The following is a 17,742-nucleotide window of genomic DNA, read 5'->3' on the forward strand; positions in this document are numbered from 1 at the left end:
GAAAGGTCTTCTATAATAAAGACTCTTTCCCGGGGAAAATATGCGCATTTTATTGTTGTCCGTTCTGACCTTGGTCCTGGTTCAGTGTTCCTATTTACAAAGTAAAAACCACACCGTTCAACGGATTACTGCCGCATCGTCGCGCATGGTGCTGGATAAAAGTGGTTATCTGTATGATCCGACGGACACTTCCTGCGATGGCTTCCCGCGCCTGCAAGTGGAAACCATGCCCGGCACCTGCCTGGGAATGGTCATGCCGCGCGATCGCGCACTGGACAAGACCACCGATAAAAGCTTTATCAAACCTCGCACGATTTTACAGATCGGCACCTCCCGCAGCTTTCTGGTTGTCGATATGGGCGGCTGGAGTCCTCAGAACGGCCGCCTGTTCCTGCTAACCCCTTCCGCTGCAGGTCCTTACGAAATCAAAGCCCTGAAAGTGGGACTGGAAACTCCACATGGTTTGGCTTTGGGACCTGATGGATATTTCTATATTGGTGAACGCACACGTATTTCCAAATTCCATCTGCGCAACAACCAGGTGACTGATTGGACTCTGGTCATTGGTGATATCTCCCGGAAAGAGGGTTACATGCACCCGCTGTCCCAGTTCGTGTTTGATCCGCGTAACGGGGATCTTTACATCAACTCAGGATCACCAAGTGATCACTGCGTGGTGCAGGGAACCGGAGCTTATAAAACCTGCCCGGAAGAACAGGCACAAGGCAACGGCGCCATCTACCGGATTCCAGCAGAGCTGCTCAAAAATCTTCCTCCTAAAGGACTGCGTTTCTTTGAAGTGGCCGCTGCGGGTTTGCGCAACTCCATGGCGATGACCGTTTCCGATGCAGGCTTCCTGATTCAAGGGGAAAACAGCCGCGACTTCCAGGAGCTGGAAGAGCCTTATGAAGAAATCAATGTTGTGGATTTGGATCACGGACGGGGCTTCCATTATGGCTGGCCGTACTGCTATAACTTCCACGCCACGTCGCCTGAATGGCTGTTCCCGGAAAATAGAAATCTTCCGTTGCACAAACAGTTCAAAAAACCCGTGGACTGCGAACAAGCTCAACCCCGTGAAGTCGGCGACTATCAAGCCCCGTGGCTGTTAATGCCACCACATGTGGCACCACTGCATATGGCTTACTATAAGGGCCGGATGTTCGCCGATCTTTTTGGCGGACAACTGCTGGTCACCTGGCACGGCTATCAGGCCGCAGGTCATCGCCTGGTGGCCTACTCTGTCGATGATAAGGGCCGCCCTCGCGTCGAGGGGAAATCTTCGGCTTACAATATCAATCAAAAAGGCTCCTGCCCGACCCGAAAGGCTTTTGCCCCTCATGGCGGAATGGATCGTCATGGCTCTTATCGCGAAATCATATCCAAGTGGGATGCGGTCAATGGCATTCGTCCAAAGGGAGCTCCGGTGGCCTTTACCGAAGCCTCCGACGGATCACTGTGGATTGTCGAGGATCGTGAAAACCGCACGATCCTGCGTCTGGCCCGCACTGAAACTGCAAACTATCAGGAGCCCTGTGAAGGGCAGCGTTCCGGCGTGGACCCGCAAGTGCAATTGCTGGCATGGCGCTCAGCCATTCGCGAAAATGCAAAACTGGAAGATGGCTACCGCCAGATTCAAAGCGGCCTGATTCAAAAACACTGTCTGGGCTGTCACGGCAATATGCAGGCACAGGATATCGCCAATGACCGTTTCAGCAATTTGGATTTCCTGGTAAAAAACGAATGGATTCTGCCCGGCGACGTCGAACGCAGTAAAATCTACGGAGCCGTGGCACGCGTCGAGGGTTACACCCCGATGCCTCCGGCAGACAAAGAACAGATCTACGGCACGGCCGAAGGTGAACGAGTGAACAAGATCATTGCCACCTGGCTTTCTGCTCTGCCAACAGATATAGATCGACGTTATTCTCAGGTAAAAATCGTGGATACCCGTAACATCCGCGCAGCCCCCAGCACCAACGCCAAAGTCTGCGGTCAGACAGTCAGCGGGGACCTCGTCTATATTGATCCTCGTTCCTCTACCGTGGTTTCCAGCAACGGATACAAATGGAGTCGCGTCTATCTGGTGCCTTCCCACAGCCGTCTGTACAAAGGCGCCTGCCCGTCCCCTGAAGACGGCGTTTACTACATCGCACGCTGATGAGGTTTTCCTCTGATTTCCAGTGACTGCAAGAACTGCCGCTCTGTCAAAAAGAAGGACAGTTCTTGCATTACAGAGATTTCAGAAAAACCCGTATAAAACTCTGTATTAGAATTCAAGCTCTATTGCTGATGGCATCCTTTATGCTTTACCTCCCCAGATATCTATCTGTCTGGAGGATCTATGATTCGGGATTCACGTTTGAAAACCCTGTTGGTGCTGGCCTGTGTGGGCAGCCTGACCACAGCCTGCGAAGTTAAAAAGAATCTGGATGACATGCACAAGGCCACGGTGGAGATGAGCGAAACCACCAAGCGCATGGAGGAAAAGACCGGAGAGCTGGATAAAAAATCCGGCTCTTTGGATGATAAAACCGCCGAGCTTTACGATGCCCTTAGACAGGGTAACGCCGCCCTACTGCGCAAAGAGTTCCTGCAACAAATGAATGAATCCAAAGAAATGGCCAAGAAGCTCAGCCTGGGTGTGAAGTACTACTGGGCTTACGAATTCCAGTTGTGGTCCATGCAGGGTCTGGACAATGATCATCGTCGTGAGGAACTGGCTTCTTCCGCTGCGCGCGAATTCATCCGCGAAATTCATGAATATGCCCCGACAGAAGAGTTTATTTCCCCGACCTCGGACAACAATACCGATATGAACTTCCTGGCACTGGTCACAACTCTGCACGAAGTCAACGACAAGCAGAAAAACCGTGTTGATCCCAAAGGCATTGAGCACATGTCGATGCTGTCTTTGATCGAGCGTGCACTAAAACAAAAAGTTGATCTGGATGCAGGTCGTATTTCCATCAATGATCTGGCTCCGGCTTCTTACGATCTTCTTGCTTTCGAAAGCAAGCTGATCCAGATCCTTCAGGCCCGTCAGAACTTTATCCTGACCATGCTGGTTGCCAAAGCCAGCAACATCGACAAGAACCTGAAGAACAAGATCAAGCTGGGCCTTTTGGGCATGAAGTGGTCGTTGGATCTAAATCGTTACAACGATGTTGAAATTAATGAAATGACCCGTTACCTGAAAGCCGTTCTGGATACACGGGCTATTTTAAGAAATACCGGTCATGCTATTGTCGTGGATGAAACCATTCAAAAAGTCATGATGAACGGACAATTCGCCCAAACCAAATCCCAGGGCAAAGCCCGGTTGGCGGCGGAAGCCCAGATCGTGGACTACATCCGCCAGGTTCGCGGTGAATCCGTGAAAACAAAATAGTTTTTTCCCTCCGGCATATCCCGTATGCTTGAGGGGATGAAACAACTGTCCGGTCTTATTTTAGTTCTCTTGATATTCACCTCGTGCAGCTCGGTCTTGAAAAGATCCAATGAGCTGCTGCCCTTTACAAGCGATGGTTGCAGCATGAGTCCCAACGGCACTCCCAAAGAACCCGAGGCCTTTCTGCAATGCTGTGTCCGCCATGACTACCACTACTGGCAAGGCGGCACTGTTGAGCAAAAAGCCGGTGCCGATGAAGAACTGCGCTCCTGTATTAGCAATGCCTCTGATAAAAAGACCGGGGATTTATACTGGGTCGGTGTTCGTGTCGGCGGAGGGCCGGAATTTAAAACACCGTTTCGTTGGGGATACGGATGGCGCCAGCATCGCGGCTATGACGCCTTGTCTGCGGATGAAGAAGAACAGGTCTTCACCAAGACCAAGGACATTGACTGGGATGGGATTTACAGATCTCTAAAAAAATAAAGGAGGCCTGAGGCCTCCTTTTTCTATTTCGTAAACTGGCAGATCAAAGTGCTGAGATTGTAAGAATAGCTGGCGGCCACTTCTCTGTAACCGTGGTTTCCATTCTTCTGCACAAAAGTATGCTCCACGATGCCTTCACCCGGCAGCATTCTGCCATCTCTGGTGGAGATATCAATCTTTCTGGGGTAGCCCGCATAGGGGCCACTGGTTTCCACACTGACCACCGTCAATACGAAATTGTCATCGGAAATCCGGTCATAAAGCCCCGGCTCACGCTGACAGTAATAGTTCTCAATACCTTGCACGGGAAATACTTTGGCCTGTGCCCAAGCCGGAGTCCCACCCAGAACGCTCAACACCAATACAAACAATGACTTTTTCATGCCTCCGTCAGATGCCAGAACTGTTCCAGCCCCAACTGAAAACAATTCGATTTGCGGTGTCACAGACTTTGCCAGCCGCCGCAAATCGTTTTCGTGAGATTTATTCCAAATCCTGCCACCATTCGACATTTTGGTAATTGTCATCCACGTAAACCATTTCACCCAATTGAGGGGTCATGATGCGAACCCCGCGTTCCTTGGCCAGACGAACCAGACTGTCCACAGGATGGCGCCAGGAATGGAACGCCAAAGAGAACATTCCCCAGTGAACCGGAAAAAATCTTTGTGCTTTCAGATCACGCCAGGAATGGAACGCCAAAGAGAACATTCCCCAGTGAACCGGAAAAAATCTTTGTGCTTTCAGATCAAAGTAAGCCTGCACGGATTCCTCCGGCAAGGCATGCACAGCCCGCCACTTTTCGTTGTATTGACCATTTTCGATAAAGGCAATTTCAAACGGACCGTACTTGTCGCCGATTTGTTTAAAGTGAATGTCGTAGCCCGAGTCCCCGCTAAAGAAAACATTGTGTGTCTCTGAACGAATTACCCAGGACGCCCACAAGGTCTTATTCCCGTCACGCAAACCCCGTCCCGAAAAGTGCTGTGCCGGCGTGGCAATAAACTCAACGCCATCCAGAGTTGTACCTTGCCACCAGTCAAATTCAGAAATCCGGGAATCCGCAATACCCCAACCACGCAAGTGCGCCCCGACCCCCAATGGGGTCAGGAAGGGTACATCCTTATCTGCAAAGAATTTTATCGCCTGCATATCCAGATGATCGTAGTGATCATGCGAAATCACGATAACATCAATCTTAGGAAGTTCCGACAGGCTTAGTGGAGGCGGCTGGAAGCGTTTGACCATAAAACTGACCGGAGCAGCACTTCCTGAAAACACGGGGTCCACCAGAATGATTTTTCCGGAAAGATTCAACAGGAAGGTTGAATGCCCCATCCAGATAACTTTAAGTTTGTCCGAAGGTTTTAAAAACTCCTGCAGGTCCGGCTTAACTTCGGGCAGGCGTTTTGCAGGCTCTCGCCCTTTGCCACCCGCGAAGAATTCAATCAATGTGCCGGCACTCATCGCCTCTTTACGCATTTTTTCCAGAACATCAGGAATGCGATTCTGAAATTCATGCTTCTGCGGATTGTACTGTGCAGATTTTTTAAGTCTGTTTTTTTCTTCATCCCCCGGGCTGGTGCCCATTGCCGGGAAGGCAATAACGAACAGGCCGCCCAGCAGAACTATCAAACCAACAATCGCCACAATCAAAATCTTCATACGGCCCTCTTCACCTTGCGTTTTAAGGAGGTTTCAAAATTCTTTTTCATTCTTTCACGATCCGCCTTCGGGGGAGCACCAAAGAAGCGCGCATATTCCCGGCTGAACTGTGACGGGCTTTCATAGCCCACTTTGAAAGCAATGCTGGCAGCATCGCCGGATTCCGACATCAACATGCGACGGGCCTCCATCAGACGCAGGTTCTTTTGGAATTGAATCGGACTCATCGCCGTCACATCTTTAAAGTACTTGTGAAACGACGAGGGGCTCATACCCACATCAGAACTCAGGGTCTCGATATCAATTTTCCTGGCATAGTTGGTAACAATATTGGAAATAGCGGCTCGAACCCGGCTGGCCTGACTGCCCACCATGCCCAGTTGTCTAAGCACATCGCCCTGCTCTGACTTAAGCAGATAAAAGAAACCCGATATAAGGTTCTTTTTCACTGGAGCTGACAATATTTCCGGTCACTGGAAGATGGGCCGAGGCCAGCACGTATTCACCCGCGCCATAAGTGTAAAGCTCATCCCCCAGTACGACATCTTTTCGGCCCTGCAAAAGAATGCACATGGAAGGAACATAGATATCATCAATTCTTTCAATTCGGGAATATCGTGCCACCTTCAGGTGCGGGATCTTGGTTTCGGTGATCCCGTCCTGTGAAGCCAGCCTTTTGGCAATTTCCAGAAGTTCTTTAAGCCGATGTTTCATAGTGGATACAGACTATCAAATGTTGACAGTTAATACATTAATTTCGGCATATCTGGAGGATTAGGCAAGAACTTCGGAGACCTGATATACCGTCATTTATTCTATAGGAACATACTGAATATGAACCAAAAAATGGTTTGCATAAAAGAACCATCTCAAGGAGATAAACATGAAAGAAGTCACGTTTAAAAAAGAAAACAAATGGATATATCGCTTTGGCATTCGATGCCGCTTATCAAGGTGCCAGCGGTGGCGAGCCCCGTCAGAAAGAAGATCCAAATTCCCGCAGCACGGACGTCAGCTTTGCTGTGGACTATCTACAATCCCTGCCTTATGTGGATGCTGACAACATCGCAGGCCTGGGCGTTTGCGCTGGTGGTGGTTACACCCTCGAAGCTGCAAAAAGAGACCACCGAATCAAAGCGGTCGTCACAATCAGCGGCGCCGACTACGGAGCCGTCCTAAGAAGAGGCTGGGAAGGCCACGGAGATCCAACCTCTGCCACGGGCCTGCTAAATGCCGTCGCCCAATCCAGAAAAGCAGAAGCCATGGGAACAAAACCCGCTATGGCCCAATACATTCCGGAAAAATTGGAGGACATTGTTCTGGCGGAACTGAAGGAAGGACACGAGTACTACAAAACCCCGCGCTGCATGCATCCAAACTCACAAGGCAACATGACCTTCTCAAGTCTGGCAAACATCGTGGCATTCGACACCACAGCAAATCTGTCCGCACTACTGATGCAACCAACACTCATGATCGCAGGAAGCAAAGCCGGCACTCTGTGGATCTCAAAAGAATGGAACAACCTAATCAAAGGCAAAAAACAGCTAGTACAAATCGAAGGCGCCAGCCACTTCGACCTCTACGACAGAAAAGCCGAAGAAGTAACAAAAGCAATCATTCCTTTTTTAAAAGAATATCTATAACCCACTAACCGATCCTTCACCGCCCACGGTACGAGGGATCGAACCTTATGCCCGCGGGAAAAAGCGCCAGTGGCGCTTTTTCGTGCGGAGCAAGGAGGAGCCGCCCCGCGAAGGCGGGTCGGCTCCCGACGTCGTCGGGCTCGCATCCCGATCCAAGGAAAACCACCCACGAAGCCAAAATACAAACAATTACAAAAAGGAAAAAGAGAAGTTGGTGGAGCTGATCGGGATCGAACCGACGACCTCAACACTGCCAGCGTTGCGCTCTCCCAGCTGAGCTACAGCCCCACATAGTGACAAGATCCAATAATAGCCCTAAAATCTTTTAAATGAAAAGCCAAAAGTTACTCTTTGTCTGCTTAGGAAATATCTGTCGCTCCCCTACTGCGGAAGCCGTGGCGGCACATCTTATTCGCCAGAAAGATCTGCCTTGGGTGGCTGACTCAGCCGGAACCTCCGGCGCGCATGACGGGGAATCTTCCGATCCGCGCAGTATTCTGCATGCCCGTCGTCGCGGCTATGACCTGACCAGCGTTTCCCGGCAAATTCGGGAGTCCGACTTTTATGACTTTGACTGGATTCTGGCGATGGACTCTTCCAATTTGGATTTCATGAAACGCATCTGCCCGGACCCGGCTCTGCTTTCAAAATTATCCCTGATTACAGAGTATTGCTCTGAAAGAAAACACAAAGGCGTTCCGGACCCTTATTATGGCGGGTCCGACGGCTTTGATGAAGTGATTGATATTCTGGAAGACGCGATCGAGGGTTTGTTTGAACGACTCCTCGACCGCAGCGATAAGATCTAGCGAACTTTGGCGCGCAAAAGATCCTGAATATGCAAAATCCCCACGGGCCTGCGCGGCTGTGCGGATTCTTTATCCAATACGAAGACCATTTGAATTTGGAACTGTTCCATCACAAACAAGGCTTTTTCAGCCAGTTCATTGGCATCAATCGTTCGTGGATTTGTGGTCATTAGATCTTTGGCCACTCCCGTCAGTGGATCATTGGATTTTTCCAAACGGCGACGAATATCCCCGTCCGTTATAACCCCAACCAGATCCCCTTTTTCGTCCACAATACCTGCAGCACCACGAACATCCTTATGAGTCATGATCGAGAACACCTGACGAACCGGCGTATCCAACGTCACTGTTGGCAAAGCCTCCCCACCGTGCATCACATCGCGAACACGGGTTAGCAGACGATAACCCAGACTACCGCCCGGATGGAATTCAGCAAAGTCGTCAGAGCTGAAACCTTTTTCCGCCATCACAGCCATGGCAATGGCATCACCCATTGCCAGCGTCGCGGTACTGCTTGCCGTAGGGGCCAGTCCCAACGGACAAGCCTCTTCAGACACATGAACATTCAAAGTCACTTGGGCGGCTTTAGCCAAAGAGGACTCTGGTTTCCCGGTGATTGCCACCAAAGGAATCCCTTTGCGATTCACAAAACGCAGGATGCCCGCAAATTCCGGCGACTCCCCCCCATAAGACAAGGCCATCACCAGATCATTATTTTCCACCAGCCCCAAATCCCCATGAGAACTTTCCGCCGGATGCAGAAACACCGCTGGTGTCCCTGTCGAAGAAAAAGTGCTGGCCAGTTTGCGTGCGATCTGTCCGGACTTACCCATCCCGGTCAGAACAATTTTTCCATCACAGGCTTTAATCATCTGCACCACTTTTTCAAAGTCGGCACCGATACGCTCTTTCAACGCCAGAATGGCCTGAGCTTCGACATCCAAAACTTTTAAAGCCTGCTGAATAACTTTAGACATAGAAAAACCTTTCTTACTTCTTCTTCAAGCTGGCTTTTACAAAGTGCACGAAGAGAGGGTGTGGAGCCAGAGGCTTGGATTTGAATTCCGGATGAAATTGCACCCCCACAAACCAAGGATGATCCGGCAGCTCCACAATTTCAACCAGATCACGTTCTTTACAGATACCGGAAGCCACCATGCCATTTTTCTCAAACAAAGCCTTGTACTTGTTGTTGAATTCAAAACGGTGACGATGACGTTCCATAATGGAGGAACTTTTATACACCTGATGCGCTCGCGTGCCGGAAGCAATCGCGCAAGGAAAAGCCCCCAAGCGCATGGTTCCGCCTTTGTTGACGATACCTCGCTGTTCAACCATGGAATCAATGACAAAGTTTCCACTACGCTTGTTTTCCGCATGGAATTCACGGCTGGTGGCATCTTTGATCCCACAGACGTTACGGGCAAATTCAATTGCTGATAACTGCATGCCAAAACAGATACCGAAGAACGGAATGCGTTTTTCACGGGCAAACTTAATCGCCGTGATTTTTCCTTCCACACCGCGGGTCCCAAAACCACCCGGCACCAGAATTCCGTCCACTTTCCCCAACAGGGAATTGACAGTTTTATCGGTCACATTTTCGGAATCGACATAGATAATTTCCACACGGGCATTGTTGGCAACCCCGCCATGCACCAGGGATTCATGCAGGGACTTGTAGGATTCTTTCAAATCCACATACTTTCCAACCACACCGATTTTCACAGTATGAGCCGGGTTCCCCAAAATCTTCACCAGATTCTGCCAGCCTTTTAAATTCAACTTGCCAGCGGAAAGCCCCAGACGCGCAATGATCAGTTCATCCAGCTTTTCTTTATGCAAAGACAGTGGCACTTCATAAATAAAGCGACTGTCCTGAGCCGCAATGACATTTTCAGGTTTTACAGAACAGAACAATCCGATTTTGGCCTTCAGATTGTCATCAATGACTTTTTCACTGCGACAAACCAGGAAATCAGGCTGCAAACCGATTTCACGCAACTCTTTCACCGAGTGCTGCGTGGGTTTGGATTTCAGTTCTCCGGCGGCTGCGATATACGGTACATAGGTGACGTGCACCAGCACAGAATTTTCCAGACCGACATCGTTACGCATCTGACGGATGGCTTCCAGGAACGGTTGACCTTCGATATCCCCGACGGTGCCACCAATTTCCACCAGAATAATTTCACTGCCTTGAGCCGCTTCATAGATGCGTGCTTTGATTTCTTCAGTGATATGCGGGATGACCTGAACAGTTCCCCCCAGATAATCCCCGCGTCTTTCGCGATTTAAAACTGTATCGTAAATCTGTCCGGTGGACACCGAGTTGGATCGATTCATCAGCGCCGAGGTAAAGCGCTCGTAGTGCCCCAGATCCAGATCCGTTTCCGCGCCATCTTCGGTGACATACACCTCACCGTGTTGCAACGGCGACATTGTGCCGGGGTCCACGTTCAAATAAGGATCAAATTTCATAATAGTCACTTTGTGACCACGGCCTTCCAGCAAAGCCCCAAGACTTGCTGCTGTCAGCCCCTTGCCAATCGAGGAAACAACACCCCCGGTGACAAAAATAAACTTCTGTTTCAAAGCCTTCTTCGTGGACTTTGCCGTTGAAACCTTGGTGGTTGTCTTTCTCTTCGCCATTACATCCCCTGTGAGCTTAAGAGTTTTTCGAGTCGCGCCAAGTCCTCGGGAGTATCCACCCCGATACTGGCTTCCTTGACTCTGATAACTTTGATTTTTGCACCTAAATACAGCGCGCGAAGCTGCTCCAGACTCTCGGCTTTTTCAATGAGGGCCGGAGGAGCTTCACAGAACTGCTTTAAAAAATTTTTGGAATAAGCATACATGCCAATATGCTTCAGGCAGCCATCCCAGGTTCCCAACTCGTCCGCCAAAACCCGTGAATACGGAATAGCGTAACGACTGAAATACAAGGCCTCGTCACGGTTGTTCAGCACGACCTTGACGGAATTCGCAGAGTGCAGTTCTTCTTTAGAAATCGGATGTGCCAGGGTTGCCATGTCCATCTTCGGATCATCAACAAACACCTGTGCCAGACGGTCAATCAGATCACCTGTGACCAGCGGTTCATCGCCCTGGATATTAACAACAACATCACAAGCCACATCTTTGATCGCCGCATGAATACGGTCACTGCCTGTCGGTAAATCACTGTCCGTCATGACAACTTTGACGCCAACAGCTTCCGCAGCAGCCTTGATGCCTTCGTGATCGGTGGCGACAATCACCTCGCTCAGAAGTCGGGACTTCCTGGCTCCTTCCACCGTCCACTGAATCAGGGGGCGGCCTTTCAAGTTCACCAGAGGTTTTCCGGGGAATCGTGTGGAGCCAAAACGAGCGGGAATCACGCCAACAATTTTCATTCTTTTACCCAGTTTTCGTAAATATATTCTTCAACCGCATCCTGGCCTTCTTTTTTCAAAGAAGAGACCGGGAATACCGCACTCAGGCCCGAAGTCTTTTTGATTTTTGCTGTCGCCTGCAACATCTGACTGCGGGACATCTTATCAGCCTTGGTCAACACGACAGCCAAAGGGAAGCCACGCCTTTCCGAAAACTCTTTCAGCAGTTCTTCATCCTGTGTCCATGCCCGGCGAATATCCATCACCAGCACCAGACCGCGCAGGTTTTCACGGTTCATCAGATAAGTTTCAATCATGCGATGCCATTCACGCATTTCATCACCGGAACGCGCGGCAAATCCATACCCCGGCATATCCACCAGAACATAGGACTGATCCAAATCAAAGAAATTCAGCAAACGTGTTTTACCCGGCGTGGAGCTGACTTTGGCGATTTTATTTTTGGTCAGAGCATTGATGAAAGACGATTTTCCGGCATTGGAGCGACCAGCGATGGCTACTTCTGCTTTTCGGTGAACAGGGAAATCTTTTTCCAGAACGGCGCTTTTGATAAATTGAATCGTCTTTGGCATAGCTAAGACTATCAAAGCTCCCCCCTTTTCTCAATTCTCGGAATCAAGTCCCCTGCCCGATAATCTGGTGAGTCGAAAAACCCCGAGCCCCGCTTATATTTGAGCCCAGCCCGGCCAGAGACTTGAAAAGGCCCAAAGCATCAAACCCGGCACTCATGCTGGACATTTTTTAAGCAGGAGACCCCATGTCACAAGCCTTTTTGAAAACGATGGATGAAAACGGAAAAACACTCAGTCTTCAGGATTTTTCCACCTTGGGTAAGGATTCCAACTGCCAATTCCCGCTTTCGGGAATCGACATTGCCGACCGCCACGCCCGTATCGAAAAGAAAGATCAATCCTATCTGATTCGCGATCTGCGTTCCGCCGCCGGCACCTTCGTCAATGATGCCCGCGTGATGGAAGCCTACCTGAACGATGGCGATGTGATTCGCATCGGTGATCAGGAGTTTCTATTCCTGACACAGGAACAAACCAACAGACCTTTCCCCGTCACCAGCCGCAATGAAGTCTGGAATGAGGAACTACAAGCCCTGTCGAATGTTTCCCAAACCGCATTCCCGGTGCTGATTCTTGGGCCGTCGGGCACGGGTAAAGATGTCATTGCCCATGCCCTGCACGAAGAAAGCTCTCGCTGTAAAGGCCCCTTTGTCAGCGTCAATTGCAGCGCCCTCAGCGAAACCCTGATCGAAAGTGAATTGTTTGGCCATATCAAAGGCAGCTTTACCGGAGCCATCAGTGACCGTAAAGGGGCTTTTGAAGCGGCCCGTGCCGGGACTTTATTTCTGGATGAAATCGGGGATCTTTCCTATGGATTGCAGGCCAAATTGCTAAGAGCTTTGGAAAATAATGAAATTCGTCCTGTGGGGGCTGACCGCAACGTGCGCACCGATGTGCGTATCATCGCCGCCACTCACCAGAATCTGGCACAAAAAATCCGCGAGGGCCTGTTCCGCGCCGACTTGTACTTCCGTCTGAATGTCGTCACCATCGCCCCACCGGCCTTGTCTTTGCGCATGGAGGATTTTGAAGAACTGCTTTATTCTTTTGCCAAAAAGATGCGCGTGCGCTTTTCTCACGGCGCCATCGTCCGTTTGAAAAAACATCCGTGGCCGGGGAATATCCGTGAACTTAAAAATCTGGTCAGCCGCACGGCAGCCCTTTATCCACGCACACACATCACGGAAAACCACATTGAAAAACTTCTGGATAAAACACTTTTGGAAAAATCCGAGGAACGCGTCACCAATGACATCCCCGTGATCAAAGAGATTGAAAAGCAGATGATCTTAAAACGTCTGGAGGCCAATCGCGGCAACCAGCGACGAACAGCCCAGGATCTGGGGATGCCGAAAAGCACTCTGCATGACCGCTTGAAATATTACAATATCGATCTGGCCAATTTTAAGGTTTAACGATCGCGGTTTTGATGAAGATACGACGAACGTACCCCTTCGTCAGAACCTTGTTAACCTCTTTACGCAGACGATCGCAAAGCGCCTGCTTCCCTTCAGCTGAGGATACCTGATCGAATGTCATCTCTTCGATCGTCCTTAGGAACAAATCCTCCACTTCCGCTTCGCGGTCTTTGATTTCCACAACGACATCAGAGGCCGCGCCTTCCACATAGAACTCGAATGCGCCCATAGGATTGGAGCCAGCCTCTCCCGAGCGACGCAGATTCACCACCATGCGTTTCATCAGGAAAATATTCTGGGCGGCCCGCGTGGAGTCGTAAAAAGGTTCTGTTTCAGTCTTGGGATCATATTGGTATTTTTGCGATGACCAGTCTGCCAAAGAACGCACAAACAGATCTTCACTGTGCGGAAGTAAACCCTTGGTGCCGACCCGGTACAGAACAAAGCCTGCGGCCCCCGTCGCGACAATCAGAACCACAAACATCAGCTTTTTTACCAGTGAGTAACTTTTGAAAGCCGCAGTCCCCGCACCCAGATTTTTTTTCAGCCCGACCATCAGCGACTTTAACCACGCCACAGTCAGTGGTCCGGCGTTAACCACACGATGGCGCGCCTGTTCTTTAAACTTTCTGAAACTTAAGCGCATCACTGTGCGCTTCATTTTTATTTTATAGGAAATTCGGGGAAGAAACGGAAACGCTTTTAAAAGCTTCGCGCGCACCCCTGTGGCGGTCTGCCATAACTTTTCCTCTTCAGCCAGAGTGTATTCCAGCTCAAGGCCTTCTTCGTAGATTTCACCGGCACCTTCCACATCAGGGCCAATTTCCCCTAGCGACTGGGCAAATTCAGGATCTTCTTCCGCCAGCACCGAGTCCAAGGACTCCAAAGACATCAGGTCTTCGCCTTCCGCTTCCGGGGCTCCGTCCTTGATCTCTTCCTCTACTTTGGTCGTGTTTTCCTGCTCAGCCAAATGCAATCCCCCAAGACGATTGTAAGGAAGGAACCAAATACGCCGCAAGAACAATTTATAAACAGAAGTCCATCGGCTAGCATTAAAGGGTAGGAGCTTTTCAATGAAAGTATTGATTTCGCTATTTGTGGCCTCAATGGCCTTGTCCGGCTGTGCAAATTTCCACCGTTCCACCGAAAGTGGATATGCCGGCAGTCCACAGGACATCCGTTACAGTGACGACGCCGATCGTGGCACCTATGACCGCCAGACACGTCAAACGGCTTACGAACTGGGAAAAAATCCCACCAACCTTAGCGGCAAAGACTTGCAGGAAATCCGCGACCGTCAGCAGGTTCGTCAGCTGGAACGCAGCCTGTCCTCGCGCAAAGAACGCGAACAGTATTCCAAGATTCTGCCCTGGCTGAAAAATGATGCAGAAAAAATTGATTTCCTGTCCGTGCCGTCCATCGAAGGCCGTCAGCAATGGATCAATCGCAATAATGTCTGGAGTCGCGCCCAAGCCCCGCAAGAGGAAATGAAGGGGCTGATCGAAACACAGGATATCGCCGTGGGAATGCCTCAGGATTATGTTAAACGCTCTTGGGGTGATCCGATGAGTGTGGAGGTTTCCGGCAACCCAATCTATAAGAACGAACGCTGGAAATATCAGAAGTTTGTTTCCGCCCCCGAAGGCTATCGCAAAGAAACGCGATATGTTTACTTCGAAGGCGGCCGTGTCGTGGGTTGGGAAACGGAATAGCCTCCCTTACCGCAAAGGGCCCACCTTAGTGGGCCTCGTCCCAGTTGTCCCCGATTGCATAGTTCACTTTTAATGGCACTTTCAACTTCACTACATTTTCCATGATCGACACTAATTGTGGCGTGTGCTTTTTCAGGCTTTCCTCAAAATCCTCAAAGATCAATTCATCGTGCACCTGCAACAGCATACGCACCGGAACCTGCTCAAAGACCTCAATCATGGCCTTTTTAACCAGATCACTGGCCGTTCCCTGAATCGGCGCATTGATGGCTGCACGCTCTCCGAACTTTTTCATGGCCATATTCTTGGAATTAAGTTCGTCAATGTAACGGCGACGCCCAAACAGTGTTTCAACATAGCCCTTTTCATGGGCTGCTTTCACTGTACCATCAATGTATTCGCGCACATTTTTGAAACGACTGAAGTAGCGTTCGATGATGTCTTTGGCCTCGGTTCGGGAAATCCCCAGATTTTCTGCCAGACCGAAAGCCCCCTGCCCGTAAGCAATACCGAAGTTCACGGCCTTGGCCGAACGACGATGTTCTGATGTCACTTCCTTCAAGGGCACTCCAAAGACTTCCGCCGCCGTCGCCGCGTGAATGTCCAAATCATCCGCAAAGGCTTTGCACAAATTCGGGTCTTCAGAAATATGTGCCAGAATACGCAATTCAATCTGGGAATAATCGACAGAAAGAAGTTTCATGCGCGGAGCTGCAATAAAGGCCTTGCGCACCTGCTGTCCCCGTTCGGTTCTGATCGGGATATTTTGCAGATTTGGCGCGGTGCTAGAAAGTCGCCCCGTGGTTGTCAGAGCCTGGTTAAAGCTTGTATGAACACGATCGTCCTTGGGATCAATCATCGTCGGCAAAGCATCCACATAGGTGGATTTCAGCTTGGAAAGCTCACGCCAGCTTAGAACCAGTCTGGCTATTGGATGATCCAGCCCCTGCAAAACCTCTTCATCGGTGGAATACCCTGTTTTGGTTTTCTTCCCGACAGGCAAGCCCAGCTTTTCAAACAGAATCACACCCAGCTGCTTTGGACTTCCGACATTGAAGGCCTCTCCGGCTGCCGCGTGGATTTTTTCTTCCAGACTCGCAATTTCCCCGGTCAGATCTGCACTTTGTTGCGCCAGTAAATCCTTGTCGATACGAACCCCGTAACGTTCCATCGACAGTAAAACACGCGCCAAAGGAAGATCCAGTTCGCGATAAACTTTCTCACCCTGCACGTTTTGCAACTGATGTTGCAGAGTTTGCGCAAAATTCAAATGGGCATTGTACAAATACGCGGGCGATGCCAGTTCTGGCAAAACATCCGCCATAAAGCGTGTATAGATTTTGCCAAAATCAGAGGTATCCCCGGCCTTTAAAACGTAGGCCGCTAACTGGGAATCCCATGCCGCTGTCGGTGTGCGAGCCCCGATTTTATGCCAGAAGTTTTTCAAATCATAACCATGCCATTGAACCTGAAAAGTGTCCGTCAGCCTGCCTAAAAAATCAAAATCAGGAACTTCAATAACTTCAGTCGCAGTCCCGACAAAAACTCCACGCGCGTCTGCAAAGCCCCAGAGATCCTGCTTTTCCGTCAGAACTTCCGCAAGCTCCCGGGTGTTCAGGCTTTTTTCTGTGAAGCTTCGATCCTCTTTGGCAATCACCAGCGTCGGTGTCACATCTTCCGCGACCGCAATGATGGCCCCTGCCGCCGGAGTCGTCACCAGTTCCTTTGGAGCCGCAGCCGGTGGCACTGCCGGAGCCGTTTCAGAAACAGTTCCAAACAAACTTTTTTCAAAGCTCTTGAAATTAAGTTCATGCAACAGGGCTTTCAGCTCTTCGGTATGGAAAGGCTTTAACTTGTAGGCATCCAGGTCATTCGGCATCGGCACATCCAAAGAGATTGTAACCAGCTTCTTGGACAACAGGGCATTTTCCCTGGAGGCAATCAGTTTCTCGCGCACACTTTTACTTTCAACCGTGTCGATATTTTCATAAATATCCTCGACATGCTTGAACTGCTCCAGCAGCTTGATCGCGCCTTTTTCACCAATGCCCTTTACGCCGGGCACGTTGTCAGAGGTGTCCCCGACAATGGCAAGATAGTCTATGAATTGATCCGGGCGCACGCCCCATTTTTCAAAGACCCCCTGGGGATTGTAACGGACGTTTTTCATGGTGTCGTACAGGATAATGTGATCTTCGACCAACTGCCCGAAGTCCTTATCACCACTGACAATGAAAACTTCCATGTCGTTACGACGTCCCCACTTTGCAGCAGTTCCTATAATGTCGTCGGCCTCGAAAGATTCCACTTCAAAGGATGGAACGCCCAAAAGATCCGCCAACTTTTTAATGTACGGAATCTGCTGCGCCAGTTCGTCCGGCATTTCCGTGCGGTGAGCTTTGTAGGCATCATACATAGTTTTACGGAAAGACGGTTCCTTGCGATCATAGCAAAACACCAGATACTCTGGCTTTTCCTCTTTCAGTAGCTTGATGATCATCGACAGAAAGCCATAAATGGCATTGACCGGAAGGCCTGACGGAGACGACAGCGGACGAATCGCGTAGTAAGCGCGGAAGAACATGGCGCTGACGTCAATGAGGTAGAGTTTTTTCATAGAGACCTCCCGATGTAAAACCTAAGATCTA

17 protein-coding genes and 1 tRNA gene are annotated in these 17,742 nt (G+C 50.0%); 7 read left to right on the forward strand and 11 right to left on the reverse strand.

All coding sequences use genetic code 11. The features are described 5' to 3' along the window. Positions 1-40: 40 nt before the first annotated feature. The 3 genes from EZJ49_RS00245 (at position 41) to EZJ49_RS00255 (ending at position 3,877) form a co-directional block, all read left to right on the forward strand. Positions 41-2,161, forward strand: coding sequence for a PQQ-dependent sugar dehydrogenase (locus EZJ49_RS00245; protein WP_262553377.1), 2,121 nt, complete (start codon positions 41-43; stop codon positions 2,159-2,161). 183 nt (positions 2,162-2,344) lie between these two features. Continuing rightward, positions 2,345-3,391, forward strand: a complete 1,047-nt coding sequence (locus EZJ49_RS00250; protein ID WP_262553378.1) for a hypothetical protein — start codon at positions 2,345-2,347, stop codon at positions 3,389-3,391. Between the two features lie 96 nt (positions 3,392-3,487). Continuing rightward, positions 3,488-3,877, forward strand: a complete 390-nt coding sequence (locus tag EZJ49_RS00255) for a helicase (protein ID WP_262553379.1) — start codon at positions 3,488-3,490, stop codon at positions 3,875-3,877. 23 nt (positions 3,878-3,900) lie between these two features. Here EZJ49_RS00255 and EZJ49_RS00260 read toward each other — a convergent pair whose 3' ends face one another. From EZJ49_RS00260 to EZJ49_RS00275, 4 genes are all read right to left on the reverse strand, one after another. Beyond that, positions 3,901-4,260: a hypothetical protein gene (locus EZJ49_RS00260; RefSeq protein ID WP_262553380.1), complete on the reverse strand. Its 360-nt coding sequence runs from the start codon at positions 4,258-4,260 to the stop codon at positions 3,901-3,903. Positions 4,261-4,360: 100 nt separating this feature from the next. Beyond that, positions 4,361-5,542, reverse strand: coding sequence for an MBL fold metallo-hydrolase (locus tag EZJ49_RS00265; RefSeq protein WP_262553381.1), 1,182 nt, complete (start codon positions 5,540-5,542; stop codon positions 4,361-4,363). Further along, the gene (locus EZJ49_RS00270) at positions 5,539-5,934 is read right to left on the reverse strand and encodes a helix-turn-helix domain-containing protein (RefSeq protein ID WP_262553382.1); all 396 of its coding nucleotides are present in this window, start codon (positions 5,932-5,934) and stop codon (positions 5,539-5,541) included. The genes EZJ49_RS00265 and EZJ49_RS00270 overlap by 4 nt, the downstream gene beginning before the upstream one ends. Positions 5,935-5,950: 16 nt before the next feature. Next, the gene (locus EZJ49_RS00275; protein ID WP_262553383.1) at positions 5,951-6,256 is read right to left on the reverse strand and encodes an AraC family transcriptional regulator; all 306 of its coding nucleotides are present in this window, start codon (positions 6,254-6,256) and stop codon (positions 5,951-5,953) included. A gap of 215 nt (positions 6,257-6,471) precedes the next feature. On the opposite strand from EZJ49_RS00275, the gene EZJ49_RS00280 reads away from it, so the two are divergent. Next, positions 6,472-7,188, forward strand: coding sequence for an alpha/beta hydrolase (locus EZJ49_RS00280; RefSeq protein WP_262553384.1), 717 nt, complete (start codon positions 6,472-6,474; stop codon positions 7,186-7,188). 212 nt (positions 7,189-7,400) lie between these two features. Here the strand turns inward: EZJ49_RS00280 and EZJ49_RS00285 are convergent. Continuing rightward, positions 7,401-7,476, reverse strand: a tRNA-Ala gene (locus EZJ49_RS00285). A gap of 41 nt (positions 7,477-7,517) precedes the next feature. Here EZJ49_RS00285 and EZJ49_RS00290 point away from each other — a divergent pair. Continuing rightward, entirely contained in the window at positions 7,518-7,997 is a 480-nt protein-coding gene (locus EZJ49_RS00290) for a low molecular weight protein-tyrosine-phosphatase (RefSeq protein ID WP_262553385.1), read from the forward strand. Here EZJ49_RS00290 and EZJ49_RS00295 read toward each other — a convergent pair. From EZJ49_RS00295 to yihA, 4 genes are read right to left on the reverse strand one after another with little or no spacing between them, the layout of a single operon-like run. Beyond that, positions 7,994-8,974 carry an SIS domain-containing protein gene (locus tag EZJ49_RS00295; RefSeq protein WP_262553386.1) on the reverse strand — a complete coding sequence of 327 codons (981 nt, stop codon included), beginning with the start codon at positions 8,972-8,974 and terminating at the stop codon, positions 7,994-7,996. The genes EZJ49_RS00290 and EZJ49_RS00295 overlap by 4 nt on opposite strands. Positions 8,975-8,987: 13 nt before the next feature. Continuing rightward, positions 8,988-10,649, reverse strand: coding sequence for a CTP synthase (locus EZJ49_RS00300; protein ID WP_262553387.1), 1,662 nt, complete (start codon positions 10,647-10,649; stop codon positions 8,988-8,990). Continuing rightward, complete coding sequence (gene kdsB, locus EZJ49_RS00305; RefSeq protein WP_262553388.1) at positions 10,649-11,392, reverse strand: 3-deoxy-manno-octulosonate cytidylyltransferase; 744 nt, start codon at positions 11,390-11,392, stop codon at positions 10,649-10,651. Before kdsB ends, EZJ49_RS00300 begins: the two co-directional genes overlap by 1 nt. Then, positions 11,389-11,979, reverse strand: coding sequence for a ribosome biogenesis GTP-binding protein YihA/YsxC (gene yihA / locus EZJ49_RS00310; protein ID WP_262553389.1), 591 nt, complete (start codon positions 11,977-11,979; stop codon positions 11,389-11,391). The genes kdsB and yihA overlap by 4 nt, the downstream gene beginning before the upstream one ends. A gap of 170 nt (positions 11,980-12,149) precedes the next feature. Between yihA and EZJ49_RS00315 the strand changes: the two genes are divergently transcribed. Then, positions 12,150-13,379, forward strand: a complete 1,230-nt coding sequence (locus EZJ49_RS00315) for a sigma 54-dependent Fis family transcriptional regulator (protein WP_262553390.1) — start codon at positions 12,150-12,152, stop codon at positions 13,377-13,379. On the opposite strand, the gene EZJ49_RS00320 is transcribed toward EZJ49_RS00315, so the two are convergent. Next, entirely contained in the window at positions 13,369-14,352 is a 984-nt protein-coding gene (locus EZJ49_RS00320) for a flagellar basal body-associated FliL family protein (protein WP_262553391.1), read from the reverse strand. The genes EZJ49_RS00315 and EZJ49_RS00320 overlap by 11 nt on opposite strands. Before the next feature lie 103 nt (positions 14,353-14,455). On the opposite strand from EZJ49_RS00320, the gene EZJ49_RS00325 reads away from it, so the two are divergent. Next, complete coding sequence (locus tag EZJ49_RS00325; protein ID WP_262553392.1) at positions 14,456-15,094, forward strand: hypothetical protein; 639 nt, start codon at positions 14,456-14,458, stop codon at positions 15,092-15,094. A gap of 25 nt (positions 15,095-15,119) precedes the next feature. On the opposite strand, the gene polA is transcribed toward EZJ49_RS00325, so the two are convergent. Beyond that, the gene (gene polA, locus EZJ49_RS00330) at positions 15,120-17,711 is read right to left on the reverse strand and encodes a DNA polymerase I (RefSeq protein ID WP_262553393.1); all 2,592 of its coding nucleotides are present in this window, start codon (positions 17,709-17,711) and stop codon (positions 15,120-15,122) included. Positions 17,712-17,742 lie beyond the last annotated feature (31 nt).

This window comes from Bdellovibrio bacteriovorus (genome assembly GCF_025558485.1).
GTDB lineage: Bacteria > Bdellovibrionota > Bdellovibrionia > Bdellovibrionales > Bdellovibrionaceae > Bdellovibrio > Bdellovibrio bacteriovorus_G.

Excerpts from the sequence above, each read along its gene's own strand:
- EZJ49_RS00245 (WP_262553377.1), top strand. The coding sequence starts at position 41 with ATGCGCATTTTATTGTTGTCCGTTCTGACCTTGGTCCTGGTTCAGTGT.
- EZJ49_RS00250 (WP_262553378.1), top strand. The coding sequence starts at position 2,345 with ATGATTCGGGATTCACGTTTGAAAACCCTGTTGGTGCTGGCCTGTGTG.
- EZJ49_RS00260 (WP_262553380.1), bottom strand. The coding sequence starts at position 4,260 with ATGAAAAAGTCATTGTTTGTATTGGTGTTGAGCGTTCTGGGTGGGACT.
- EZJ49_RS00265 (WP_262553381.1), bottom strand. The coding sequence starts at position 5,542 with ATGAAGATTTTGATTGTGGCGATTGTTGGTTTGATAGTTCTGCTGGGC.
- EZJ49_RS00275 (WP_262553383.1), bottom strand. The coding sequence starts at position 6,256 with ATGAAACATCGGCTTAAAGAACTTCTGGAAATTGCCAAAAGGCTGGCT.
- EZJ49_RS00290 (WP_262553385.1), top strand. The coding sequence starts at position 7,518 with ATGAAAAGCCAAAAGTTACTCTTTGTCTGCTTAGGAAATATCTGTCGC.
- EZJ49_RS00295 (WP_262553386.1), bottom strand. The coding sequence starts at position 8,974 with ATGTCTAAAGTTATTCAGCAGGCTTTAAAAGTTTTGGATGTCGAAGCT.
- EZJ49_RS00300 (WP_262553387.1), bottom strand. The coding sequence starts at position 10,649 with ATGGCGAAGAGAAAGACAACCACCAAGGTTTCAACGGCAAAGTCCACG.
- kdsB (WP_262553388.1), bottom strand. The coding sequence starts at position 11,392 with ATGAAAATTGTTGGCGTGATTCCCGCTCGTTTTGGCTCCACACGATTC.
- EZJ49_RS00315 (WP_262553390.1), top strand. The coding sequence starts at position 12,150 with ATGTCACAAGCCTTTTTGAAAACGATGGATGAAAACGGAAAAACACTC.
- EZJ49_RS00325 (WP_262553392.1), top strand. The coding sequence starts at position 14,456 with ATGAAAGTATTGATTTCGCTATTTGTGGCCTCAATGGCCTTGTCCGGC.
- polA (WP_262553393.1), bottom strand. The coding sequence starts at position 17,711 with ATGAAAAAACTCTACCTCATTGACGTCAGCGCCATGTTCTTCCGCGCT.